This window comes from Pelagicoccus mobilis (assembly GCF_016595505.1).
Classification (GTDB): Bacteria; Verrucomicrobiota; Verrucomicrobiia; order Opitutales; family Opitutaceae; genus Pelagicoccus; species Pelagicoccus mobilis.
Genome location: NZ_JAENIL010000057.1, coordinates 1 through 24632 on the forward strand (window position 1 = coordinate 1; position 24632 = coordinate 24632).

A 24632-nucleotide genomic window follows, 5' to 3' on the forward strand; every position below is an offset into this window, starting at 1 on the left:
AGCCCGCGACCACGGGGAGAGTGTTCCTGCAGTGGTGACGCGGGCTAAAGCACCGCGCTACGTTTCAAGCATGACATGACACTAGTGCTCGGAGTGCTGTCGCTTCTCTTGCAGATACTTGTAGTGAGAGTTGTCGGCGGGAGAACGGATCGGGATGTCGGGAGGGAATGTTCCCAGTCGCTCTCGATAGGCCTGCATATCTGCGAGCATGGAGGCGACTTTCTCTGGGTGTTTGTCGGCGAGGTTGTTGGTTTCGCCGGGATCTTCGTTCAAATTTATGAGTAGGAGCGGATGCGGATCCACAGCGCTTTTCCAGTTCGCTCCTTCGAAGCCCTCGTAGGCGAGCTTAATCTTCCAGTCTCCTTTGCGGTAGCATTCTAGCTTTGTCCCGTCGAAGTAAAGAAACTCGTCGGTACCGGGACGCTTGCCTCCTTGAAAAACGGAGGTAAGGGATTCGCTGTCGTACTCGCGGTCTTGGGGAATGGGGGCATCTCCCATCTCGGCTATTGTTTTGAACCAGTCGGTCATGAGAGCGAGCCCGTTGTATTCGGTTTTTGGAGCAATTCCGTTTGGCCAACTGGCAACGGTTGGCACGCGCTGACCACCTTCGAATGTGAATTGCTTGCCTTCGCGCAGAATGCCTGCCGAGCCGCCATGATCTTCCATGACGAGCCATGGACCATTGTCGCTCGTGAAGACAATTAGGGTGTTCTCAAGAATCTCGTTTTTGTCCAGAGCTTTGACGATTTCGCCTACACTCCAATCGAGCTCCTGAATCACATCGCCGTATAGTCCTCGTTGGGAAGTGCCTTGGAAGTCGGGAGACGCGTAGATGGGCACATGAGGCATGGAATGGCCAAGGAAGAGGTAGAAGGGCCCGTCCTTGTGACGATTGATGAAATCGATCGACTTTTGGGTGTAGGTTTGGGTGGTCTACGTTTGATCGACTTGAAAATCGACGACCTCGTTTCCTTTTATGTAAACGACGCTCTCCATATCGTTGCTGTAGGGAATGCCAAAATACTCGTCGAATCCGCGTTGCAGGGGGAGAAACTGGTGGTGGTGTCCTAGGTGCCACTTGCCTACGATACCGGTTTTGTATCCAGCTTTTTTGAGGACTTGAGCGATGGTAATCTCGTTGGTCGGCATGCCGGTGAAAGATTCGGGGAAGTAGACGCCGACAACCCCCATGCGTTGAGGAACGCGGCCGGTCATTAGTCCAGCTCGAGAAGGTGTGCAAACGGGGGAGACGGAGTAGAAGTCGGTGAACTTGATTCCCGTGTCTGCGAGCCGGTCGATATTTGGCGTTTTGATATCCTTTGCTCCGAAGCACCCGAGATCGCCATAGCCAAGGTCATCGCAGAAAATGAATACGATATTCGGCTTTTCGGATTTTGGAGCAGCAGTCAGCACGCTGGCTGCAAGCAGAACGAGCGAGGTGAGGATGACATGGTAGCGACGTTTTTTCATGGGGTGGTCTTATCGTTTGGAGTGAAACTGGTTTCAGCAGTGTGTGGTTGCTAGTCTAGCGAGGGATGGACCAACTGTTACTGCCTGCCTAGAAGTTATAGAATCGAGTCGAAAGAGATGCTGAGAGCTTCGTGGGGACCGACGTTCAGGCAAGCGTACTGGCGTTCTTACTTTAGTTTATGATAGTTCATTCCTTCAAATCATCAATTCCCTTGGCGCTCATCGTTTCGTTTCTTTGCGGGTGTTCTTTCGAGAAGCCTGAAAAGTTGAATGTCGTCTACATTTGTATTGAGGATATGAGCACAGATCTGGGGTGTTATGGTCACCCGATCGTCAAATCGCCTCATATCGATCGATTCGCTAAAGAATCTCTGCTTTTTGAGGACGTTCATTGCCAGGTCGCCCTCTGCACGGCATCGCGTACGAGCATCGTGATGGGAGTCCGGCCGACTACGAGCGGGATCGTAAAGATCGACGATCCTATGTTGGAGACCTTGCCAAATACGGTTAGTTTATCCCGCCACTTTCGCGACAACGGCTACTACGCGGTGAGGGTGGGAAAGTACACGGATCCACGCTCTGGTCCGCTAGATGAAGCCTTCGACACAACGTACGAGGAGTGGGGAGTGGAGAGCAATGAGCTCGTTTTTAAAGGGCTGGAGGAGGCGATAAGTCAGGATCGGCCGTTTTTTCTCGCAGTGGGATATAAGCAAGCTCACGACCCGTGGACACCATCTGCAGAGTCTCGAGCGTTGTACGAGCCCAGTCGAATCTCGGTGGAGCACCGAACCTCGCGTTTTCAATACAAAGGGGAGGTGACCGAGCTCAGCGAGCGGCAGATGCAGGAAATGGTCTGCGATTACTACGGAGAGATCAGCGACGTGGATCGGCTCGTCGGGTCTTTTTTGGACGAGTTGAAGGGCCGGGGACTTTTCGAGAAAACAATCATCCTGGTAGGGGTATTCGATCACGGGTTTAGCCTTGGCTACCATGAACGCTGGGGGAAGACGAACGTATGGGACATTGAGACTGAGGTGCCGCTGATGGTCAGGGTTCCGGGGAATCCGAACAATGGAAAACGCAGCTCGGGAATCGTTGAGTTGGTGGACGTGTATCCAACTCTTGTTGACCTGTGTGATCTTCCCTTGCCGCCACAGGAACTGGAGGGTACTAGCTTTGTTCCGCTCCTTGATCATCCGGATCGAGCTTGGAAGAAGGCTGCCTTCACCCATGGCGCCTATAATCTCCCACTCACCGGGGTGAAGACGAAGGCGTATAATTTGGTTCACGACGGGGAGAAAGCCCCGATGCTTTTCGATAGGGTGACGGATCCCCTAAACCTGATCGACATCTCGAGCGAGCATCCGGATCTTGTTTCCGATTTGCTTGAGCTTAAGCAGGCTGGATGGCGAGCTGCGTTGCCCGAATAGCGGATTGATTTCACCCGAACTTGTCTGAACGAGATTAGTTTGGTGAGTCCTTGTGTATGAAGTGGTGCTTGGTTTGAGGCTCTTGTTTACTGACAGAAGGAGCTGTGGTCGGACTATGAAGCTTGGAAAATATTTGGTTGGGGTGAAGAGCATGCTCTATGTTGGGCTGTTTCTAGGAGTTTTGGATGCGGGCGCTCAAGCAAGCGTGCCGCTCTTTTTTCGCTATGTCCTAAACTGGATCCAGACCGATGCGAATGGCTTCGTAAGTGAGCAACTTGTGCCGACGATTGCGGTCGGCATTGGCTTAGGTCTTTTGTTTATTCCGATCGCCTATTATTTCCACGTTTGGGTGAGCACGGCAGTGGCTCGAATGTGTCGGAATATTCAGGTGTCGCTCTACGGTCACGTGCAAAGCATGTCGATGGACTTCTTTCAGAAGTTCAAAATTGGTGAGATCAATGCTCGTCTGAACTCCGATATGGAAGCCATCGGCGGGAGCGCTGGCTTGATTTCTATGATTTCGTGGGCTCCGTCTTTGATTCTTTACTCGATGGCGATGATGTTCTGGATCAACTGGAAACTTGGCCTATTCTGCACGGTTCTTTTGCTTTCGATCGTATTTGTTTCCTATCTGTTCATGCCGATGATGAAACGGTGGAACCGCAATGTCAGAGACGCGTCCGGCGAGGTTTCGTCGGTGGTAACTGAATACGTTGGGATAAACGGTTTGATCAAGTCTTATGCTCGAGAGGATTTCGCGGAGGGCATTGTGCGCTCGGCAAGCGACTTGCTGTTGAGAAGGCGTGAGGAAGTGATCCGTAAGCAGAACGCGTTTACGGACATTATGCAGACTTTCGCGAAGTTCGGTGGTCCTTTACTGATATTGCTGTACGGAGCGATTTTGATGAAAAACGGGGAGATTCTTGCGGGAGATCTCGCGGCGTTTTGGGGGTATTGGCTGATTCTCGCCGGAGTGATGCAAGGGATTGTATTTGCTTTTTCAGGACTGATGGCGATTGGGGCGGCCTTTGATCGAATCGCCGCCTTTTTTGAGGAGCGGGCTTTGGTGGTGGATGCTAAGGATCCAGAAGTCTTGTCGAGCATCAAGGGACAGGTGGATTTCGAGGGAATTGATTTCCAGTATCCGGGGGCGGAAAGGGGAAAAGCTCCAGCTCTTGAAAACTTCAACCTGTCAGTTCAGACAGGTGAGAAGCTAGCTCTCGTTGGTCCGAGTGGCGCCGGTAAAAGTACACTATTGTCGCTGCTGCTGCGCTTTTACGATCCGAGTGACGGGCGGGTTTTGCTGGATGGGGTGAATATCCGAAATGTGCAACAACAGCAGCTCAGAGGAAACATTGGCGTAGTCATGCAGGAGAGTCTGTTCTTTGCTGGTTCGATTGCAGAAAACATGAGGTTGGCGAGGCCGGATGCTAGCGAGGCGGAGATTTGGAAAGCGCTGGAGGCCGCGAATGCGGCGGAGTTTGTGCGTGAACAAATTGGGGAGCTCGATTGTGAAATTGGTGAAAGAGGAGCTAAGCTTTCAGGAGGGCAAAAGCAGCGGCTTTCAATCGCGCGGGCCTTCCTAAAGGATCCAGCCGTTATCTTGTTCGACGAACCGACAAGCGCTTTGGATTCCGCATCGGAGAAGGTGATAAAGGCAGCCATGGATCGTCTGCTCAAGGGGCGTACGTCCATCACGGTTGCTCACCGTCTCGCAACCATCTTGGACTCAGATCGGATCGTCGTGATGGATCATGGACAGGTGCGAGCGATCGGTTCGCATGATGAGTTGATGGTGTGTTCCGAGCTCTATTTGGATCTATGTCGGAAACAGGGTTTAGCTTGATGATTCGATTTCACAATTGCCGGTGAGCTAGGACTCTGTGAGACTTGATCAACATATGCCCGTGCCTTGCCCCATGTTCGCTTCCTTTGTTCGAAGTCAACGCCATCGACTGTTTTGGTTCTTTATTGTGTTTTCGATGATGTCTCAGGGCATGGCTAGTCCTGGAATTGAGAGTTATCCGCTAGAAAATAGAGGGAACTCGAGAGCGGGAGGGACGCTTTTTGAGGAGCTAGATCCTATGGTGATGGGGCTGTCGGTATTCACGAACAACTACACCGGTCCAGAGGTTTGGACGCGTCGTTGGCGGGAGTACATTCTCGGGACCATCGGTACTGGGATTGCCTTGGGGGACATCGATGGCGACCGTTACCCGGACCTGTTTGTCGCGAGCAAGGACGAGGAAAGTCGGCTGTTTCGCAATGTGAACGGTGCGAGATTTGAAGATGTGACTAAAGAGTCTGGAATTCTAGACTCCTCAGATCCTGCGAGCGGCGTTGCTATGGTAGATATCGATAACGACGGAGATCTTGACCTGTATCTTTGTTTTGTAGGAGGGGTAAACGAATTGTGGATCAATGATGGAGCCGGTCGTTTCGAGGAGAGGGGAGACGCGTGGGGAGTTGCCATTAGCAATGGATGTACGATGGCGTCCTTCGCCGACTATGACCGGGATGGAGACCTGGATTTCTATTTGCAGAACAATCTGCTGAACGACGGACCAAAGTTCGAAAAGCTTGAGGACCAGTTGTTTGAAAACCTTGGCGATCGGTTTGCCGAGGTTACGGAAAGCGCTGGGATTAGCGGCGAAGGGCATGGCCACTCCGCGTTGTGGTGGGACTTTAATGAAGATGGTTGGCCAGATATCTATGTCGCCAACGACTTTAGCGATCTTGATAAGCTGTATCGAAACAACAAGGACGGTACCTTTACCGATGTGCTCTCAGAGGTGATGCCGCAGGTGCCTTACTACTCGATGGGGGCTGACTTTGGCGATATCAACAACGATGGCCAAAGCGATTACTGGGTAGCTGATATGGCTGCGACTTCGCGCGAGCACCACATCCGGACGGTTGGAACGCATCGCCACGTTTACAATGTAGGGATGCTCGGGCAAACCCACCAGTCGCTTAAAAACGCGTTGCTCTTGAAATCTGGACCTTCGTCATTTGCGGAGATTGGATTCCTATCCGGACTCGCGCGGACGGATTGGACTTGGGCGGCGAGACTCGTGGATTTGAACAATGACGGTTGGTTGGATGCGTTTGCGACTAACGGGATGCTGAGATCTTTTCACGATGGAGATTTAGGATCTAAACAAGCAAGGGCCTCTCATAGGGAGTGGATGAAGCTTGTTTTCCGTAATGAACCGGTGCTGAGGGAACGTAATCTGGCGTATGAAAACCTTGGAGACATGCAGTTTTCTGACCGAAGCGAGGACTGGGGGGTAGATAAGTTGGGAGTTAGCTTTGGAGTGGCTTTCGGGGATATTGACTTAGATGGTGATTTGGATTTCGTGCTGAACAACTTCGACGACGAGGTCTCGGTCTTTCGAAACGACGAGGCACGGTCGAATCGGATTACGCTGCGTTTAGTGGGGGACGATAGTAATCGTTTCGGACTTGGAGCTCGAGTGGTAGTTACCTGCGGCGATCTAGTGCAGACGAAGGAATTGTCCTCCATGCGTGGATACATGTCGACAGATGAGCCAATCCTGCACTTTGGGTTGGCAGAGCATGAATCAATCGAGACGCTGGAGGTTCTGTGGCCAAGTGGCAAACGTCAGTTTTTCGAGGAATTAGAGGCAAACGCGCATTACATCATAAGAGAGGAAACCAGCATTGGGAGGCGGGAGCCTACGGGTGCGAGGACCCTCTTTACGCAAAAACGGTACGAGTTTCCTGAAGAGGCGTCGCGAAGCGAACAATCCTTTGGCGATTTTGTGGGTCAACCGCTTCTGCCCTTTGCTGAGTCTCGGGATGGCGGTGATGTCGCTTTGGAGGATTTCAATCAGGATGGAACTCTCGATGTCCTGCTATCGGGGGCTACCGGTCAGGAGAGCTGTCTGCTGCTAAATCGAGGTGATGCGAGTTTCGAATATTCTTTGCCATTCGATTTTCAGGATGACTTCGGATGCGAAGATACGGACCTTGTGGTCGGCGATCTCGATGAGGATGGCGATCTGGATTTGCTGATTAGCTCGGGCGGTGTCGAGCTGGATAAGGGAGACTCTTTTTACGCCGACCGCTATTACCTAAATGTTGGAGAGGGCGAGTTTGAAAGGGATTTTGATGCTGGGATATCTGAGAAGCTGGCATCAACTCAGGTTATTGCGATGAGCCAGAAACGCGGCGATGGAAGTCGCTCCGTTTTTGCGGGAGGGAAGTCCGTTCCGCGCGAGTATCCCTATGCGGCTGAATCGTCGCTCTGGCGTTTTAAGAACGGCGTTTTTGAGGAAGTCGAGGTCAGCTGGATGGATCGAATCGCTCGTGTAAGTGATGCTACTTGGGCGGATTTTGATGGTGATGGAGACGAGGATTTGGTGATTTTACAAGAATGGGGAGCGCCTCTCTATATTTCGGATACAGGGGAAAGTTACGAGTTGATAGAGGAAATGTTTGATTCAAGCGTTCACTCTGGATGGTGGTCGGAGATATCGGTCGCAGACTTTGATGGCGACGGGCTTCTCGACGTTTTCGCGGGCAACTTAGGATTGAATTCTGAATACGAGGCAGTTGCAGAGGCGCCGATTCGTCTATGGTACTCCGACCGTGCGGATGGTGAAGTTAAGCTGATCGAGACATCCTTAGATTCTGACAATCGGGAATGGTCGCGTGAGGTGCGCTGGAGGCTGCAGCAGAGTTTTCCTGCGGAGGTGAATCGGTTTCGCAGCTACGAAGCATTTGCGAAACAAGATTTTCAAAGCCTGTTTCCAGAGATCCGGTCAAAGCGGTATGAATACAAAGAGATTCAAGAGCTTCGCTCTGGCGTATTTTGGCAAGGAGCGGATGGCCGTTTTACGTTCGAGCCTTTGCCTTCGTTTGCCCAATCGGGGAAAGTTCGCGGCGTTCTAAGTCATGACCTAGATGGAGATGGAGCGACTGATCTTTTGCTTTCACTTGAGCAGCCAAGTCCTGAGCCCTGGGCGAAGAGGTTCGAGAAGGGGCATCTGGCGTTGTTTCTCAACGCGGGAGGGAGAGTGTTCAGAACTGTTTTGGCAAAGGAGTCGGGTCTCGGGCTTAGTGGCTACCCTCGTGGGATGGCTTGGGGCGATCTCGACGGTAACGGTTTAGAGGAGCTGGTGGTGACTCAAAGCTCCGGTCAGCCAGTGGTCTATGAATTGAGCGCTCCGGGCGATTGAATTGGCATTCGTACCAAGGTCTTGTTGCCGACAAAGCTTAACCCTGAATATCGATTCTTCGAAGTGGTTGAATATTTGCGGGAATGGAGTACTTTTACGATTGCTCAGTTTTATCGTCGAATCTTCTAAATATCGATTCCCACGCTCAAGGCCTCTAAGTCGTTGCTTGTGAATTTCAGAACACGAATTCTGGGGTCTTTTATGTCGGGGAAGTCCCTGCGAGGCTGCCACTTAATGGTCAAACGCTATTATTTTTTCGCTGTGGGGTGGATTTAACGGGAGTTTCGATTAGATATAGGTTCCCGAAAAATTAGTTCTCTCTTGCTATGAAATTCATGTCCTTGCCCCAAGCGGTCTTTTGGGCCGCCCTTTTTGTGTGTTTAACGGCGTTTGCGATCGTTTACTATTTAGAGCAGCGTAGTTCGGATTACTCGATCGCAGAAGCATCGGAAGATGCGGTTTGGGTATTGGACGAGAAAACCGGGAGAGTGTACTACAAATACATTTCGGAAGACAGAGTCCGGATTACGTTTGAGGACTAGTCACAGGGCTGCCATGTGGCAGCGCCTCAATTTGCAGTGACCACCGGCAACTTAAGCTGTCAGAGCTTAGGTGGCTGCCGTTTCTTTAGGCTTGGCCAGACGACTAGGCTGATCGCCAGAAGTATTAGAACAAGCGATACGGGCCGCGTTATGAGTGGTGCCCAGCTCCCGTTGGTGGCCATGAGACCGGCGCCTAGATTCTCTTCGGCGATTGGGCCTAGAACGAATCCGATTACGAATGGGGCAAGGCCAAGCCCGAGTTTGCGCATGCCCAGTCCGAGTATGCCAAAGGCCAGCATGACGAATACGTCGAACATGCGATTGGCTAGGCTGTAAGAGCCTATGATGCAAAAAACCATGATTCCTGAGGTTAGCAGGTATCTGGGAATACTCGCTAGTCTCGTTAGCGACGGGGAAATTATTAGCATGAACACAAACATGAACACATTTGCTACGAGACAGGCTCCGATGATGGAGGAAACTGCGAGTGGATCGCTATTCATGAGCAGTGGGCCCGGTTGTAGCCCATGAATGATCATTGCACCGATCAGAATGGCATCAACGACGGAGGCCGGGATTCCGAGGGAGAGTAGCGGAATCAGTGCCCCAGCGACTGTGGCGTTGTTGGCTGATTCAGAGGCGACGATGCCGTCTTCTGATCCGTTACCAAACTCTTCTGGGCTTTTAGAGAATTTTTTTGCGGCGGTGTAGGCGGTGACGGATCCGATGCTTGCTCCGATTCCAGGGAGAACTCCAATCCAGGTTCCGATCACCGAGGATCGGATTAGATTAACCGCTTGGTTCTTGTAGTCTCTCAAGGACATCAGCATGCCGTGGCGCCCAGTGTGGGTTGCTTGCGGAGTGGCGTTCTTTTTCGAAATCAAGATGAAGACTTCGCTCAAGGCGTAAAGTCCGATCAAGGTCGGTAGCAATTTGAAACCGTCGTCTAATTGTGAATACCCGAAAGTGAAGCGTACATCTCCAGTGACGGGTGAAGTGCCGGGCATTGACGCGAGAATCCCCAGTACGCCGGATGCAATTCCGGTTAGTACCGACTTTTCAACCAAAGCGATGATCGCTAAGGCGGTCAGGGTTAGCGAAAAATAGTCAAATGGGCCGAGCGTGTGGGCGACGGCGGCGAGAGGGGCAGCTAGCGTTGCCAGAAAGATCCAAGAAATGATCCCTCCAACAAAAGACGCGCATATTCCCAACCCAAGCGCTCGGGCTGGCTTGCCGGCTTGCGCCATCGGATAGCCGTCAAGGGTCGTGATGATGGAAGAGGGAGTGCCCGGCATTTTTAGCAAGGTAGCAGTTACGAGCCCTCCGCTGATCGAGCCGACATACATTGAGACCATGAGAACCAGCGCGTCTGTCCCTTGCATGGAGAAGGTCAATGGAAGCGAGAGCGCTATCAGCATGCCGCCCGTTAGGCCTGGTATCGCTCCGACCAAAATGCCGGAGAGCGTGCCGAGGGCGATGAGGAAAAGCGGCCACGGCGAGCACAGGTAGTTAAGGGTAGGTATTATGAGGTCCATCTTTGCTGTTGTGTCGCTACTTCAGCGGGGAAGGTCGATGGTGAGCACCTGAGTAAACAAGTAGTATAGCCCGAATCCCATCGTCGCTGCGAAGGGAATGGATCGGATGATGATTGGTAGTGAAAAACCTCCTACGATGACGCAAAGAGTGAAAGCGTACAACGTTGTCGCAATGGCGTAGCCGCTAAGCTCGAGCGCGATGGTAGACGCATAGAAAAAGGTGAGGGCGATGCAGAGTGGAAGTTTGAGGTTTTTTGACTCCGTCGAATACCATCCTGCGGACAGGGCTTGTCGATTTCTCACAACGACTGCTGTAAGGAGAGCCGCGGCAAGGCCGAGCACCCAAAGCTCGAAGCGGGGTACGGCATCAGTTTTAGCAATACTTACATTGGAGATGGCTGCATCGCGACGTGCAATTTCTTGGTCGAGGTTGTCTCGCATTAAGACGCTAGGAGAAATGGCGGAGGCATCTAGCTTTTCACGGACATATTCTGTAGCCATCGCTTTAGCTAGGACTGCTGCAATCGTGTCTATATGTTCTTGGGGAGTTCCTTTCGGAGCCCACCAGAAGTTTCTGATTCCTGCGTTTAGGTCGAAACCTTGTTCTTTGGCGGTTGGCACGGATGGAATGTTGGGGTGTCGTTTCTCGCTGAATACGGCTAGAGCCTTTATTCCAGTGGATTCGTAACGGAGATATTCTTCGACTGAAAAAGGTGAAAGATCGATATGCCCTCCGTTTAAGGCTACGATTCGCTGCGAGCCGCTTCCTGCTTGGGTGTATCGAAATTTGGCCGTACCATGCTCCTCTTCTAGGAGGAGTCCCATGATATGCGTGGGGGAGCCGATGGCGGTGCCGTAAACGAGTTCATCAGGTTTTTGGGATGCGTATTCAACAAGCTCCGACAAGCTGTTGAACGGAGAGTCCTCTTGCACAGTGAGTACTAAGTCGACTTCTCCTGTGGCTGCGATCGGAGCAAATGCTTCGGCGCCGTAGGAAGTTAGTCCAGTATGCTTAGCGGTAAAGATCGCATCGTGAAGCATCATGATCGTGTAGCCATCTGGGCGAGCGTTTTTGACGCGTCGAGAACCGATGGTCCCGCTTGCTCCATTGACGTTGATGACGACGATAGGTTGCTGGAGGAGATTCTCCTCTCGAATCGCTTGCACTATGATCCGTGCGAAGGTGTCGCTTCCGCCTCCTGCGGAGAAAGGGATGATCAATTTGACTGGGCGTACGGGAAAGGCCTCTTTCGCAAGCGATACGGACGAGACTAAGAGACCCAACAGTAGGCAGACTGCACGAGCGAGGAGTACGCGTGCTAATTTGGTAGGGGTAGATGGCACGTATTAGGTGGATTAGGAAACGGTGTATTCAGAAATGGGTAGATCTACTTTTAACGCAAAAGGAAACTGTATCTATTTTGCGGATTCGTTCCGTGCGTTCGCGATTGGCGTTCTGACGTATGTTGTACAAAAAACGGTGCGACCCGAAGTCGCACCGTTTGGGGGTAGGGGAATTAAAGCAATAGACGCTTAGAAACGGAACGCTGCACGAAGCTTAATGTCGCGTCGTTTCGGTAAGATGTAGTTTCTCACGTAGTAGTTGCCGTCAGCCGCTTGGGCTGTGTCAACCTGGTTGATTGAAATCTCGTCTTCGTCGAAGAGGTTGCGGATATTGAGCTGTAGATCGAGTGTGTATCTTTCGAACTTCTTGGTCCAGCCTATGACCGTGTCGAAGTAGAGCGAATCGTTGTGCTCCAAGACTCCAAGGTCAGGATGAACCTGGATGCGACCACTTGCGTAGCGAGCTCCACCGCCTATGCGAAGGTTGTTGAATCGACCTTCTCTGAAGGTGTAGTTGGTGAAGAAATTCGCTTTCTTTTGGCGTTGGCCCGGTTTGATGCCACCTGCGAGAGCTTGTCGCGCTTGCGCGGCGTTCTCGATGTACGCGATTCCGTCAGCAACTGTGGCGCCTTCATTCAGGTCACCAATTGGATCGATCATGACCTCGCTGGCGAATTGCTGAAAAAAGGACTTTCCGGTACTGCCTTCCCACCATGGAGTAAACTCGTGGAAGGTATCTGTTATGGATACGTCCGTGTAGGAGTAGTTGAAGGTGGCTCTCCAGCTTGGGGTAAGATTACCGATCGCGGTAAACTCATATCCCTCTGAGCCGCCTGAGGTGGTTCCTACTTCTGCGGTTGTTCGTTGGGACTGGTTAGTTGCTTCGGTGATGAGGCCCAGGTCTTCCAATTCGTCGTAAAGGTTGTTTACACCGCTGATCGGATTGCCGTCGACCCATTGCAGGAATGAAGTGGTGTTGTTGGAAGACGTTTCAAACATCGCTGCCTTGAGGAAGAAACGCCCCTCTAGAAGCGACGCGGAGATACCGAAGTCCTCGGACTTACCGCTAGGGACGGGATTGATTCCTCCTTGTTCGCCTGGAGCACCGAAGATGTCTTTGTCGGAATAGTCGGAGATCCCGGCATTCGTGGAGGAGTTATAGATGAGTGAGATCTGGTCGGTTAGGTGATAGACAGCTCCGTAAGACTCGGTCTCGCCAGTGAACTCCTGTACGAGAGCGTTTTCTCGGTCGATGATGTTGCGTTGACCGTCAGTTGGATCGACCAATCCATTTCCGTTGGGCGAAAAGAGATAGAAGTCATCCTCACGTAGTCCGTAAGTAACTACGAGCTTGTTATCGAGGAAGAAGCTTTGACCGGCGATCATTTTGGCATCGATTGTCGACTCTTCGTCTTTGACGCGATTTGTGATCCAATCTGAAACGATTTCTACAGGAGTGTTGGGATCGACCTCAGGGAAGTCGCTGGAGTAACGTAGAGCGCTGAAGGGAACTGTCATTGAGAGGGACTCGCCATTCCAGTCGGAGCCGAAGCCGACTCCGGGAACGGAGCCGACACGCCAGTCGCTCACGTCGGTCGGGTACTCGAGATAGTGACGGATCTTCACTTGGTTTTGTCCACCCCATGCCGTTTTGGTGAAAGGGCCGCCTCTGTAGTCGTTTGCCTGAGACGGGTTTACCCAAGAGTGCATTTGTGAGTTTCGCTGAAAACCACTTTCGCGACTCTGTACCATTCCGGCGAGTCTGTGCTTTCCGAGCCATCCATCGGTGTCGATTTCGTGCGACAGAGTCGCCCTCAGGTAATCTTCGGTGAATAGTCGAGTATCACGTTCGAGACGGGTTTCGAAAAACAGTTCGCCTGCCCATGGGTTCGGGCTGCCATCCGCTAGGGTCGGGTTGGGGTCGCCCTGAAGATCGACACCACCACCCATTCGGTGGCTAAAGCGATCGACTTCGTATTTCGCCCAAGCCAATTCAAGGAACGTATTTTCACCGAATTGCTGGTTTATGGTCGCCGTCATGTTGGTGATGTCTCGCGACCCTCTCATTGAGAGTGGACCGGAGAGTGAAGCGTAGACGGGGACTTCGAGCGTTCCGACTCCTGAAGGGTCTGACAGGAGGTTGTTGTCGAAAGTGAAGTGGTTGTCACGGAATCCGGCATCGGAGATACTCGTTTTGGCGAGTCCTGAGTGGTTGGCGACCATGCCGGTGCCATTGTCGATATAAACGTAGTGACCAGCGCCGCTGTTTGAGCCGATCAGGCCTTCTGCAGACCCGGCATGCGAAGTTGTAAGTGGGCGCCCTGCGGCCAACCACACCGATGCTCTATCCTGAGGCCCGAATGGTTGTGTTGGAGAGTCAATTACGTCGCCGTATTCATACTCGAAGTCGATGGTTGTCTTTTCGAATGGGCGATACTTGACCGACATGTGGTAGCGATCGTCTCTACGCGAAACCCAAGGACGTTTGTTTTCTCCATTTTCGTTATGAAGCAAGTTGAAGCGAACGCCGAGTTTGTCCTCGATCAGGACCTTATTGAAATCGAGACTGGTACGAAAGCGATCAGCGTCGCCTACTGTTACGTTCAAAGTTGTGAAATTGTCGGCGAGGATCGGCTTCTTTGTGCTGGAGTTTATGAGGCCTCCGGCCTTGGCGATTCCGAACAGAATAGAGTTTGGGCCGCGGGATTCGTCAACGCGTTCAATGTTGTAGATATCTTGGTCCCATTCGTAGGCAAAGAAGTTGCGGGCTTGGTCCGCATTCAGTCCGCGGATACGATAGCGCGCGTCAAAGGCGGTGCCCTGGTTCGCCCCGAAATCGCCTTCGTCCTGAGACATCTCAGGAGTCATATTGACTGAATATTCGAGCGTTTCCTCAAGGCTGTCTGCTCCAATGTCCTCCATGAATTCCTTCGTATAGACGGTCAGCGGAGTAGGTGTGTCTTTCAGGCGACTGTTCATTCGACTGCCCGCAAGTGTATTTTGTGCAGCGTATCCGACATCGTCTGAGCCATCTACCTCGAAGGGAGATAATTCGTAGACTTGTTCGTCGTCTTGGGAGTAAGTTGAAGTTGTCGCTGCAAGAGCGAGCAGTGAAGGTGTAGCCACGCGTAGTGAGTTGCGTACTACAAGATTTAGGTAGGTGGGTGTGTCTCCTGTGTTCATCTTGGGTATGTAGTGTTTCAAGAAACAGTCATCTCCTGTGCCCAGAAACGCATGGCTCATGCGGCGGGGAACGAAACATCAAACGGGGGCTTGAGAGTCGAAAGCTCCAGCAGGCAATACAGGGGTAGATTTGCTTTACTTGAGCGGTCAGGGTGGGGCTGTTGTAGGTGTTTTCTAAAAGAGGAATCTTCGGTCGATCTCGCAAATTCCCAGTCATGTAACCCGTAACATTAAGACTGGCGGGCAAATGGGCTTGTGGCACATGACTTTAGCTACGTTACGAAGAACGTAACTTATTCCCTGCGAATTCGACGGGAGTTTGACACCCCTCCCCCTTTTGAGCTTTATGTAACTCGTACCATAAATATCTGTTTCCATGCCTCGCCCCACCATGCAAACCATCGCGGACCGAGTCGGTGTTTCCAAGACGACCGTAAGCCGCGTACTTCGGAATCACCCGAATCACAATAGGGAAACGCGCAAGCGGATATTGGACGTAGCGGAAGAGCTAGGGTATCGTCCAAACCCTTTGGTTTCAGCTTTGATGACTGATCTGGGGCATCATCGCGGTGGGAAAAAGGAGCAGGCGTTAGCTCTGGGATTGATCCATTGTCTGCCTTACAAGAAGAAGCTGGCGATTCAGATGATCGAGCTACGCGAGAGCTTGCGCGAACAGGCGGGGAAACAAGGGTATGACCTGGAAGAGTTCTACTTGAATGAGCCAGGGATGACGCCCAAGCGGTTGATCGAGATCATCAACGCAAGAGGGATCCAAGGAGTTATTTTCGAGCATTTCTGGGTTCCGGTGAAGCGACTGGATGTTGACTTGTCGAACTTGTCTGCGGTGGCGATTGGTCGTTCTATGATGAATCCTAGTCTTCATCGCATTGATACCGACCACTACCAAGCGATGGCGATCGCTGCCGAAAAGCTGCTGGAGAGAGGGTATCGACGTATAGGACTCGTGAATACTCTGCCGACAGAGTCGATTATTGGATACCGGCGTGAAGCGGCTTTCAAGCAAGTGGCGTCACTGTATCCGTCGATCGATTCCGCCAGCATTTATACACCAAGAACGATCTCGGAACTTGAGGAAGGTTTTCAAGCATGGTTTGAGAAGCACAAGCCGCAAGTGGTGGCTTCGCAGCATATGCAGTTGTATCGCACCATGAAGAAGATCGGCCTACGAGTTCCAGAGGATGTGGGATTCGTGCACCTAGACATGCAAAAAGACTTGGATGGATTTGCTGGTCTGGTGGCTAACTGGGGAGAAAAAGGAAGAATTGCAGCGAATCAGCTGATCGACCAAATGAACCGGAACGAGCGAGGAGTTCCGTCACAGAACCACATCACGGTTGTTGAAGCGCGTTGGGTGGATGGTCCGAGTATTTGAGAGAGGCGTGTTTTGGTTCTAATTGAAGGCTTGGACTTCGTCCGGGCCAGGATTTGCGTAGGCTGGGTCTTTCGCTCGAATGTAGATATCTCCGTCTTTTTGGATACGTACCTCGAGTGGGACAATTGTTGTGCCGCGTTGGTTGATGGTTTGGGCGGTTTCGCTTAGGTCGCGGGTTTCGATGCCTTCGCGCTCGAGGGGAGGGACGTTGCCATTGAAGAAGGCGGTGCACCACCATTTGCCGTCGCGAGTTTGAAATGGAGTGCCGTGACCGAGGAAGCGTCCAGCGAATTTACGGGGACCATAGGTGCCATCGATTTTATCTGAGGTGCAGTAGTAGAGATTGTAAGAGCCCTGACGGCCGAGATCGGTTGACCAAGCAGTACCGAGGTGCACGTACTTGTCGCCAATCTTCATCATGGTGGCTCCTTCGTGCCCAATGCGACGGATGGTCTTGGAGGGATCCTTGGGATCTGGACGCGTACTGGAAGGGTCGATACGTTTTGGTTTGGCTGTGAATTTGGAGAGGTCGTCGCTCAAAGGTGCGAGTCGGGTGTTGGCCCAGAGCATCCACCAAGTGTCTCCATCTTTGAAGAGGGATGGGTCATGTTTGCGGCCGAGAGTTTCGGGAGTCATGGCATGTGTCCAGGGACCTTTGAGCTCTGCTCCTTCTGTGAGAGAGAAATTTGCTTTGCCTCCGGGGCAATGAACCAGTGCCCAACGGCTGCCTAGCCAGTGTACTTCAGGAGCCCAAACGAGATTGCCCGGTTCTTCGTGCATGCTGTCCTGCAAGGTGAATGGGGTGCCGAGGTAGTCCCAATCGATGAGGTCCTTACTTTTCCAGACCTGTACGGTGTTGCCGACTGCGGAGGTATCCCAGAGTCCTATGTTGTAAGGATCGGTCTCCTCGCGAGGATCATCAGCGTTGATGGTTGTACCGGTGAGGTAGTAGTAATCGTCGGGACCCAAAGTGATGTACGGGTCGCGTATCCAACCTTGTTTGATGTAGAGTGCTCGGTCGTGTGACTTGAGTCCTGCTTCGATCACCTCGCGGGGCATGGCGGGCTCAACTCCAGGTGGTAAGGTTGTATCCTCAGCTGCGAAAATGCTGGCAATTGCCAGATGAGTGATTGCAAGGGCGTTTAATAGGGGCTTAGTCATTCTTTTTTTAGTGTAGTTGAGGGTACAATACGATTGCACTCTACTGTTTGCTTTTGATGGGGTTGCCGTTTTCTTTGGCCCACGCTTTGTACTCCGCGTTGCCAGCACCCATGCGGTAGAACGCGGCGAGCTCAGTCTCCTGTCCCTCGTCTCCCTGCGATTCCATCCAGGACTCGAGTTGTTTGCTGAGTCGCTCGACGACTTCTGCGTATTCGGGATTACTTGCGAGATTCGTCATCTCGTACGTGTCTTTGGTGATGTCGTAGAGTTCGATGGCCGGGCGCTTCTTGAAGCGATTGACGACCGCTTGAGCGTGTTCGTGGCCCTCTGCTGCGAGACTTTGCCATTCCTTGAAGAATCCGCTCCGATTGATCGTGTTGTAGAATTCGGCGTCGGGGTCGAGGTTGACGATGAGTTTGTACTTCTCGTCGCGGACGGAGCGGATGCCGTAGTGGTGAGGGCCTCTGAAAATGCCTCGGCTCGTTTGCAGGCCGTAGACGTAATCTTTGTGGTGGTATGTTTCTCCGGAGAGGACAGGCATGAGGCTTTGGCCATCGAGCACTTCTGGTGGTGTGTCTCCCGCGGCTTCGATGAAGGTGGGGAGGATGTCGATGTACTCGACCATCGCCTCGGTTGCACTGCCTGGTTCGACTTTTCCCGGCCAGCGGACGATCATGCCGGATTGGAGTCCGGAGTCGTAGCAGGACCACTTGGCGAAGGGGAAGTTGTTTCCTTGTTCGGACACGACGACGACCATGGTGTTTTCTGCGTGTCCGTTTTTCTCGAGGAGTTCGAGGAGTTGGCCGACTTCGTTGTCGAAGAAGGAGATTTCCGCGAGGTAGTTGCGGTATTCTTTACGTGTTAACTCTGTATCCACCATGTAGGGACGGAGCTTGAGTTTCTTCGTGTTGTAGCGGCTACGGAACTCTTTGCCTTTATTCCATGGGGTGTGCGGCTCGTTTGAGCCGGCGATGAGTGCGAAGGGCTTGCCGGTTTTCGCGGAGTCGCTCATGAGAGCGTCGACCGCTTCCATGTCGATGATGGTTTGTTCTTTGGCGACTTCGCCAGTGATGCGGGTTTCTTCGAAGGGGAAGACGGACTTGGGGGCGACGTGGCTTTTTCCGGAAAGAGCGACGCGGTAGCCGTGGGGCTTCAGGTAGTGGACGATACTTTTGACGTGATCGTAGGCGTGGCTGTGGTTTGTGAAGGCTCCGTTTTTAACTGGATAGAGTCCTGTGTAGATCGTGTGACGCGTGGGCGAGCACATTGGGGATGTTTGGAAGCAGCGTTCGAACTTCATGCCTTGGGACGCGAGCTTCTCCAGGTTGGGCGTGTAGGCTTGTCCTCCGTATACTCCGAGATCGCGGTAGGTGCAGTCATCGGCGATAATGAAGAGGAAGTTTGGTTTTTCGGAGGCGTTAGCGGCTGCTAGTAGAGAGAGGGCGAAAAGGGAAAGTAGGGTGAGAAATTTCATTTTAGGGGAAGGGTGGTTCTGATGGTGGGCTTAGCGGCGGCCTCGGCGATGCCGCCCTACCTATTTTTGCTTTTTGAATTTTCCGACGGGGGCGGCGTTTTCTTTGGGGAGGTGTTTGGCTAGATTCGCTATGACTGAGGCGTATTCAGGGTTTGGTGCTAAGTTCGTGTACTCGTTGGGGTCGTTGGAGTGGTCATAGAGTTCTTCAGAACCGTCTCGGTAGCGGATGTATCGCCAGCGGTCGGTGCGAATCGCATGGTCGTTTTGCTGGTAAGTCGTGATCGAGGGGCGATTCCAGTCAGCGTCTGAATCTTTAAGGATTGGAACGATGCTTTTGCCATCTAACCGTTGAGGAACCTCGCTCAGTCCGCAGAGCTCGTTTAGGGTTGGGTAGATATCGAGTAGGTTGACGGTCGCGTTGGAAACACTGCCCGGTTCGGTCATGCCCGGGACCCGCCAGGTGTAGAGTACGCGGGTGGTTTTTTCCCAGAGGGCGTATTTGGCGAAGTGTTGTTTCTCGCCCATGTGGAAACCGTGGTCCGCGACGATGCAGACAATGGTGTTGTGCGCGTTGGGGCCGTTGTCGAGGGCGTCGAGCACGCGGCCGAGGCAATAATCCATGAAGCTGATACTAGCTAGGTAGGACTGGACGACCGGTTTCCATTGTCCGGCCTCTTTTAGCTCCTGGAGGCTGACGGGGCGGCGGGCGTATTGTTGGCCGATCGCGGGAATGTCATCGAGGTCGTCGTCTGGGACTTCCGGCATGACGATCTCGTCGAGCGGATACATGTCGAAAAAGCGTTTGGGAGCTGTCCACGGGTTGTGGGGACGGTAGATCCCGTAGACCATGAAGAAGGGGTCGTCGTACTTTTGGGCCAAACGTTGCTCGTTGATGAGCATGTTGGAATAGTCGGGAAAGTCGGTGTCGGGACCGGTCCAGGCTTCGTAGTTGAAGTTTTTGGGTCGCTCGATGTGGTCCGGAATCGGGCTGTTTTTTGCGTTTGGACCGTAGTGGCCTTTTCCGCCTTCGGTGTTGTCCCACATGGCGGCGAAGCGTTTGTCTGAGGGCCTGGAGTGGAAGAGTTTACCGTTCCAGAGCGTTTGGTACCCGTTGCGTTTGAATTGCTCGGGTAGCAGGACAGACTTCACGACGGGTGGGGAGGCTCGGAGTTGGTCGCTATTAATGTAGATTCCGGAGCGATAGGGGGCGATGCCGCTGATGAGGGACGTTCGTGATGGATTGCAGATCGGACCCGCGCAGTAGGCCTGGGAGAAGGTCATGGCTGTCTTGGAGAACTTGTCCAAGTTCGGCGTTTTTATTCCCGGATAGTCCTCGAGCAGGGAGACGTAGTCGTTTAGGTCGTCGACGACGATGAAGAGCACATTGGGTTTCCCGGACGAGGCCGCGAAGAGCGTGAAGTGTGGAACGAAGAGTATTGATGCCAGAATGGCAAAGATCTGGAGAGGTTTCATATCGGGGGAGCTAATTGCTGTGCGAGTGATCTGTATTCTGGCTGTGGAGCGTATCGTGGGCGATCTCAAGCCTTTGGCACACGGGGCACTGGAAATGGCACGTGGAGTGGGGGCCAGCATGGCAGGGCTGAATTGTTGAGTCGCTTGTGCGTTGCCGTTGTGACGCCCTGTGGCACGATCAGGAGGGTAGGTTGACACAAACGGTCTATCGCGTCTGGTAGCTATTTGTTAGTATGACCCGCTTTTATTCCCGTTTATGATTTTCGTTCACCCCAAGAGTTTGTCACTCCTCAGACGTGCCGCCAGCTATGGCATCTTCCTATTGTTTCTGGGGGTGAACTTCGCTCAACTGAGCTTTGGGCAAGCGAAATCCTTGCAATTGGATAGTCTGGAACTGCCGGTGAACTGGCGGTCGATCGATATGCCGGGAGGGGTGAATTTGAGAACGATCGCTGCTGGCTCAGATGGTTCGCTTTGGGTTGGAGCGATGGCATCGGCGGCTCGCTACAATGGAGTTTCTTGGACCGACTATCCCTTACCACGTGGAGAAGAGGATGGTCCGTTTAAGGCACTCCATGTGAGGGACTCTGGTGAGGTTGTGGGCCTGACCGGAAGCGGGTTGTATGTCTTAGAAAACGGTACCTGGAGGCAAATCGTGGAGCTGGAAGGGAGTGTTTCGCCGGCGGGATGTCTGTTTGAATCGACCGAGGGAGACTTGTGGTTTGGTCACGAACTTGGCTTTGGCGTGTTGATGGCGAATGGCGAGTCTCGGTTGGCTCCCCCTGGCAATAGTGCCGTGGATTTTTGCGAGGATGCCGAGGGGGCGATCTGGTGGGTCGAGGGTGCCTCGAGAAAGGTGTTTCGAGCAGAGGGATCCGCAGAGGAGATTGTAACGACTCGTGTTCGCGAGGAAATGCTGCCGGAGCATGATTCGCCCGTCGGGTTTTCGAGCCTGATTTCCACGAGTGATGGAAAGGTGTGGTTTGGCGATATCAAGGGAGGGAGCCGAGTCCGATATTTTGACCTGAAAACGGAAGAGTGGACCTTCGTTTACCTGAACGAAGATACGAGGGGGACTATCGTGTACGATATGGCAGTGGGGCCGGAAGGTAATGCGTGGGTATGTTCTTCGGATAGCCTGTACCGGATCAAAGATGGCAAAGTGGATGTATTCGAAAAATACGTATCGGGAAACTCGCAGGACGTTGATGTCTTTCAATTCGATTCGAATAACGGCTTGTGGCATGGATCGGTTAGGGGCGGCCTGACTTACTTGAGTCTGGAGAAAAGCCCGTGGCGTCAATTTGATGGGTATCACTTTCAGTGTGAGGCGTTTGGATACCGTTGGTTCACTACCGAGTTTGGAAAGGTTGTGAGAGCGCAGGACGATTCGGATGCTGTTTTGGCGATTGAAGATCCAAATTTGATCGATACGGCAGTAGGCTTGTTCGTTTCGCGAACAGGCGAAATTTGGGCTATTGGAGCCCACAAGCGCGTGGCGGCTGTATCGGTGTTTGATGGCGAGGAGTGGGAACTTCAGCGTTTTCCTGCCTTTGCCACGAAATTTGATTACGACTCGTTCTGTGAGCTGGATGATGGCACAGTCATCCTAGGCAGTGGCCAATCGTGGGGAAGTTTGCCGAAAAAGCAGGCGGGCATGCTAAAGACGCGTCGAGGCGGAAAGAAATGGTGGAGTGAAGTCCTGCCTGCTAACGAGGATGGTATTCCCTGGCGTGTGCACGAGATCGTCTCAGATGATGAGGGTGTTTTGTATTCAGGTGGGAGTCGAATGATGCGAATTTCCGGTGATGATGTGAACGTCGAAAATAACCGTCTCGGTGCACCCGGATCATGGATAAATTCCTTGAAAATGGGGCCGGAACGTACTCTGTGGGGAGCTTCGTTTGGGAAAGGGATCTTCCAGATCAGTGATGATGGCACCAGATGGTTTCGAACCTTCGAAGATGGTTTGGAAGATCTATCCGTCATTGATTTGTCGATACTGAAAAACGGAGATGTGGTCGCGTTGACCTCGAATGCAGTGTATCGGTTCGATGGTGATCAATGGGTCGAGTCATTGAAACTGCCCTTTGCTCGTCCTTTGCCGGAAGGAGGAGGAGCTCTGAGAGTTGCGGCTGATGGCGCTCTTTGGATAAATCTGGTTCACCCGAGCTGGTACATGCGAAAGAGGCTGAATCGTAGCATTCCTTGGTCGAGTGAGGTTCCGTTTTTTTCATACCGTTACGAATTCGATTTTACCGCACCGACAACGACCTTGAGGCGTGTTGCGACCTCGGAAGCAAATTCACGTTCGTTTATCGGAAGAATGGAAGGAGCCGACTACTATTCGCGGACGAATAAAAGCGACTTACAGTTTTCCTACCGAATCGATGGGGGAGCATGGACGCCGTTTTCCGATTCGCATTCAGTGGTTTTTCAGGAGCTGTCAGAGGGTACGCACCGAATAGAAGCTCGTTCTCGGGATCTAGATTTCAATGTCGATTCAGTTGGTTCGTTTATCGATCTGACGATTGCGATCCCGTTTTGGAAGGAGAGCTGGTTTTACCCGATGCTGGTTGTATTCTCCGTGGCTGGGCTTGGGGTTTATGTGTTGGGTATTCGACATCGTGCTAAGAATCTTCTCGCCCTCGAGCAGCAGAAGCTGAGCTTCTTCACGAATATCTCGCACGAGATTCGAACCCCACTCGCTCTGGTGATGGCTCCACTCGAGCGTGCGATGCGCTTGAGTGAAAAGGAAGAAGTACAGGGCTACTTGAAGCGTGCCCGAAAAGCGTCTGACGAGTTGAAACGTATTGTGGATCAGCTACTCGACTTTCGCCGTGCTCAGAGCGGTGTGATGAAGGTGCGTCCAGAGCATGCGGATGTGGCTGTGTTTGTCTCCGATTTTGCGAAGTCGATGAGTGTGATGGCAGGTGAGCGTGGTCAGAGTGTTGTATTCGAGTCGTCGCTACAAAGCCTCCCGGGTAAGGTGGATGTTGGAAAACTGCGGAGCATCCTGAATAACTTGGTTTTAAACGCGCTGCACTACAGTCCAGATGGTGCAGTGGTTCGGGTTTCGTTGCGTGTCAAGAACGGAGATCGCTCGAAGTTCTACATAGCCGTAGAGGACCGTGGAATTGGGATGAGTCCCGATTTTGTGAAGCTTGCGCTCAAGCCCTTTGCGAGGGGCGGGGATGAGCGGTCGCGTTCGGTTAAGGGAACCGGGATTGGCTTGGCCTATGTAAATGAGTTGCTGGAGGTGTGCGGCGGCTCTATCGAAATTGAAAGTCCGCTCGAGCCTGAGAATGAAGAGTATCCAGGATCTCGCGTAAGTTTTGCTTTTCCGATGCAACCGCTGGAGGAGACTGCAAGTGAGGTGCTGGACTCCTTTGAGGCGAGCGCGGTTGACGAAGATCAGGATTCGGATGAAGGGCTGCCTGTTCTGTTGATCGTGGAAGATGACAAGGAGATGGGTGATTTCCTTTGTCGAGAGCTAGGAGAGAGCTATCGCACGATCTGGAGACAAGACGGCGTAAGCGGTGTGGAGTGCGCACGTGAGACGATTCCGGACATTGTCCTCACAGATCGGATGATGCCAAAGATGGATGGGTTTGAACTTTGTCGTGCCTTGCGAGCTGATCTGGCGACGGCTCACATTCCGATCATTATGTTGACCGCTGCGTCCTCGGAGCGAAATGAGATAGAAGGGTTGCGTGCGGGAGCGAACGCCTTCCTTGGGAAGCCCTTTTCGATCGAAGCCTTGGAGCAACGATTGGCTAATCAGCTTTCCATTCGAGATGGTTTACGGACTAAACTGAAGGTCGAGCTTGAGCGCAGTCTCGTCGAAGAGCAAGTGACTGAGGTTGAGGACCCGTTCCTAGTCCGAGCGAACGAGATCGTCGAAGAGCAGTTGGGCGACTATGAGTTTGATGCGGAAATCTTGGCCCAAAAGTTGGGTATGAGCCGCAGGTCGCTTTATCGACGCTTGAAGGCGACGGCCGATGTCTCGGCTGCTAACTTTATTCGCACGCGACGAATGCGTCGGGCAGGGCAATTATTGCTCAGCACTGATATGCGAGTGGGTGAGGTTATGGATGCCGTTGGTATATTGGAGCAGCGAACCTTCAACAAGTGGTTCAAGTCGATGTTCGGAGGCACTCCTACAGAATACCGTGCGTCACGTCAGAAGCGCACCGCAGATAGCGAGAGCGCTAGCTAGGGGCGCGTTTGAGACAATAGGCGGCAATTTTGAGACATCTCCGGTAGGCCGCGGTGGGGTGGCAAGAATTTGGTGGTTTTTTGTCACGCAGGTTCTCAGGGAAAATGGCGGTTGCGTGGTAGCTTCGTGAATCAAGGGACAAGCGGTCTGCCCGGCCACTGTCTCGAATCAAATACGAACTATAGAACCCAAAAACACGAGTAC

At 52.5% G+C, this 24632-nt stretch carries 12 protein-coding genes and 1 pseudogene; 6 read left to right on the forward strand and 7 right to left on the reverse strand.

The genetic code is table 11. From position 1 onward, the window contains the following. Window positions 1–81: 81 nt before the first annotated feature. Window positions 82–1470: pseudogene (locus JIN87_RS28395) on the reverse strand (sulfatase family protein). A 179-nt stretch (window positions 1471–1649) separates the two neighbouring features. Between JIN87_RS28395 and JIN87_RS22880 the strand changes: the two are divergent. The 4 genes from JIN87_RS22880 (at window position 1650) to JIN87_RS22895 (ending at window position 8646) form a co-directional block, all read left to right on the forward strand. Then, window positions 1650–2900, forward strand: a complete 1251-nt coding sequence (locus JIN87_RS22880) for a sulfatase-like hydrolase/transferase (protein ID WP_267909440.1) — start codon at window positions 1650–1652, stop codon at window positions 2898–2900. 115 nt (window positions 2901–3015) lie between these two features. Continuing rightward, a complete protein-coding gene (locus JIN87_RS22885) occupies window positions 3016–4746 on the forward strand; it encodes an ABC transporter ATP-binding protein (protein ID WP_200357961.1) in 1731 nt (576 codons plus the stop codon). A gap of 151 nt (window positions 4747–4897) precedes the next feature. Continuing rightward, window positions 4898–8104 carry a VCBS repeat-containing protein gene (locus JIN87_RS22890; RefSeq protein ID WP_200357962.1) on the forward strand — a complete coding sequence of 1069 codons (3207 nt, stop codon included), beginning with the start codon at window positions 4898–4900 and terminating at the stop codon, window positions 8102–8104. Window positions 8105–8430: 326 nt separating this feature from the next. Further along, window positions 8431–8646, forward strand: a complete 216-nt coding sequence (locus tag JIN87_RS22895) for a hypothetical protein (protein ID WP_200357963.1) — start codon at window positions 8431–8433, stop codon at window positions 8644–8646. 59 nt (window positions 8647–8705) lie between these two features. Here the strand turns inward: JIN87_RS22895 and JIN87_RS22900 are convergent, their stop codons facing one another. The 3 genes from JIN87_RS22900 to JIN87_RS22910 all read right to left on the reverse strand — a co-directional run bounded on the left by JIN87_RS22900 (window position 8706) and on the right by JIN87_RS22910 (window position 14708). Beyond that, complete coding sequence (locus JIN87_RS22900) at window positions 8706–10181, reverse strand: tripartite tricarboxylate transporter permease (protein WP_200357964.1); 1476 nt, start codon at window positions 10179–10181, stop codon at window positions 8706–8708. A gap of 21 nt (window positions 10182–10202) precedes the next feature. Then, on the reverse strand, window positions 10203–11402 hold the full coding sequence (locus tag JIN87_RS22905) for a tripartite tricarboxylate transporter substrate-binding protein (protein ID WP_200357965.1): 1200 nt from the start codon (window positions 11400–11402) through the stop codon (window positions 10203–10205). 312 nt (window positions 11403–11714) lie between these two features. Beyond that, window positions 11715–14708 (reverse strand): TonB-dependent siderophore receptor, encoded by a 2994-nt coding sequence (locus tag JIN87_RS22910; RefSeq protein ID WP_200357966.1) that lies wholly within the window; start codon window positions 14706–14708, stop codon window positions 11715–11717. Between the two features lie 376 nt (window positions 14709–15084). Here JIN87_RS22910 and JIN87_RS22915 point away from each other — a divergent pair, with 376 nt between their 5' ends. Next, window positions 15085–16101 (forward strand): LacI family DNA-binding transcriptional regulator, encoded by a 1017-nt coding sequence (locus JIN87_RS22915; protein WP_200357967.1) that lies wholly within the window; start codon window positions 15085–15087, stop codon window positions 16099–16101. An 18-nt stretch (window positions 16102–16119) separates the two neighbouring features. On the opposite strand, the gene JIN87_RS22920 is transcribed toward JIN87_RS22915, so the two are convergent. Genes JIN87_RS22920 through JIN87_RS22930 form a run of 3 tightly spaced genes read right to left on the reverse strand, consistent with a single transcriptional unit; the run spans window position 16120 to window position 20209 of the window. Then, complete coding sequence (locus JIN87_RS22920) at window positions 16120–17262, reverse strand: family 43 glycosylhydrolase (protein ID WP_200357968.1); 1143 nt, start codon at window positions 17260–17262, stop codon at window positions 16120–16122. Between the two features lie 40 nt (window positions 17263–17302). Beyond that, window positions 17303–18736 (reverse strand): sulfatase family protein, encoded by a 1434-nt coding sequence (locus tag JIN87_RS22925; RefSeq protein ID WP_200357969.1) that lies wholly within the window; start codon window positions 18734–18736, stop codon window positions 17303–17305. A gap of 60 nt (window positions 18737–18796) precedes the next feature. Beyond that, window positions 18797–20209 carry a sulfatase gene (locus JIN87_RS22930; RefSeq protein ID WP_200357970.1) on the reverse strand — a complete coding sequence of 471 codons (1413 nt, stop codon included), beginning with the start codon at window positions 20207–20209 and terminating at the stop codon, window positions 18797–18799. Window positions 20210–20489: 280 nt separating this feature from the next. On the opposite strand from JIN87_RS22930, the gene JIN87_RS22935 reads away from it, so the two are divergent. Continuing rightward, the gene (locus tag JIN87_RS22935; RefSeq protein WP_200357971.1) at window positions 20490–24428 is read left to right on the forward strand and encodes a response regulator; all 3939 of its coding nucleotides are present in this window, start codon (window positions 20490–20492) and stop codon (window positions 24426–24428) included. The last annotated feature ends 204 nt before the right edge of the window (window positions 24429–24632 follow it).

Excerpts from the sequence above, each read along its gene's own strand:
- JIN87_RS22880 (WP_267909440.1), top strand. The coding sequence starts at position 1,650 with ATGATAGTTCATTCCTTCAAATCATCAATTCCCTTGGCGCTCATCGTT.
- JIN87_RS22885 (WP_200357961.1), top strand. The coding sequence starts at position 3,016 with ATGAAGCTTGGAAAATATTTGGTTGGGGTGAAGAGCATGCTCTATGTT.
- JIN87_RS22890 (WP_200357962.1), top strand. The coding sequence starts at position 4,898 with ATGGCTAGTCCTGGAATTGAGAGTTATCCGCTAGAAAATAGAGGGAAC.
- JIN87_RS22895 (WP_200357963.1), top strand. The coding sequence starts at position 8,431 with ATGAAATTCATGTCCTTGCCCCAAGCGGTCTTTTGGGCCGCCCTTTTT.
- JIN87_RS22900 (WP_200357964.1), bottom strand. The coding sequence starts at position 10,181 with ATGGACCTCATAATACCTACCCTTAACTACCTGTGCTCGCCGTGGCCG.
- JIN87_RS22910 (WP_200357966.1), bottom strand. The coding sequence starts at position 14,708 with ATGAACACAGGAGACACACCCACCTACCTAAATCTTGTAGTACGCAAC.
- JIN87_RS22915 (WP_200357967.1), top strand. The coding sequence starts at position 15,085 with ATGCCTCGCCCCACCATGCAAACCATCGCGGACCGAGTCGGTGTTTCC.
- JIN87_RS22920 (WP_200357968.1), bottom strand. The coding sequence starts at position 17,262 with ATGACTAAGCCCCTATTAAACGCCCTTGCAATCACTCATCTGGCAATT.
- JIN87_RS22925 (WP_200357969.1), bottom strand. The coding sequence starts at position 18,736 with ATGAAATTTCTCACCCTACTTTCCCTTTTCGCCCTCTCTCTACTAGCA.
- JIN87_RS22930 (WP_200357970.1), bottom strand. The coding sequence starts at position 20,209 with ATGAAACCTCTCCAGATCTTTGCCATTCTGGCATCAATACTCTTCGTT.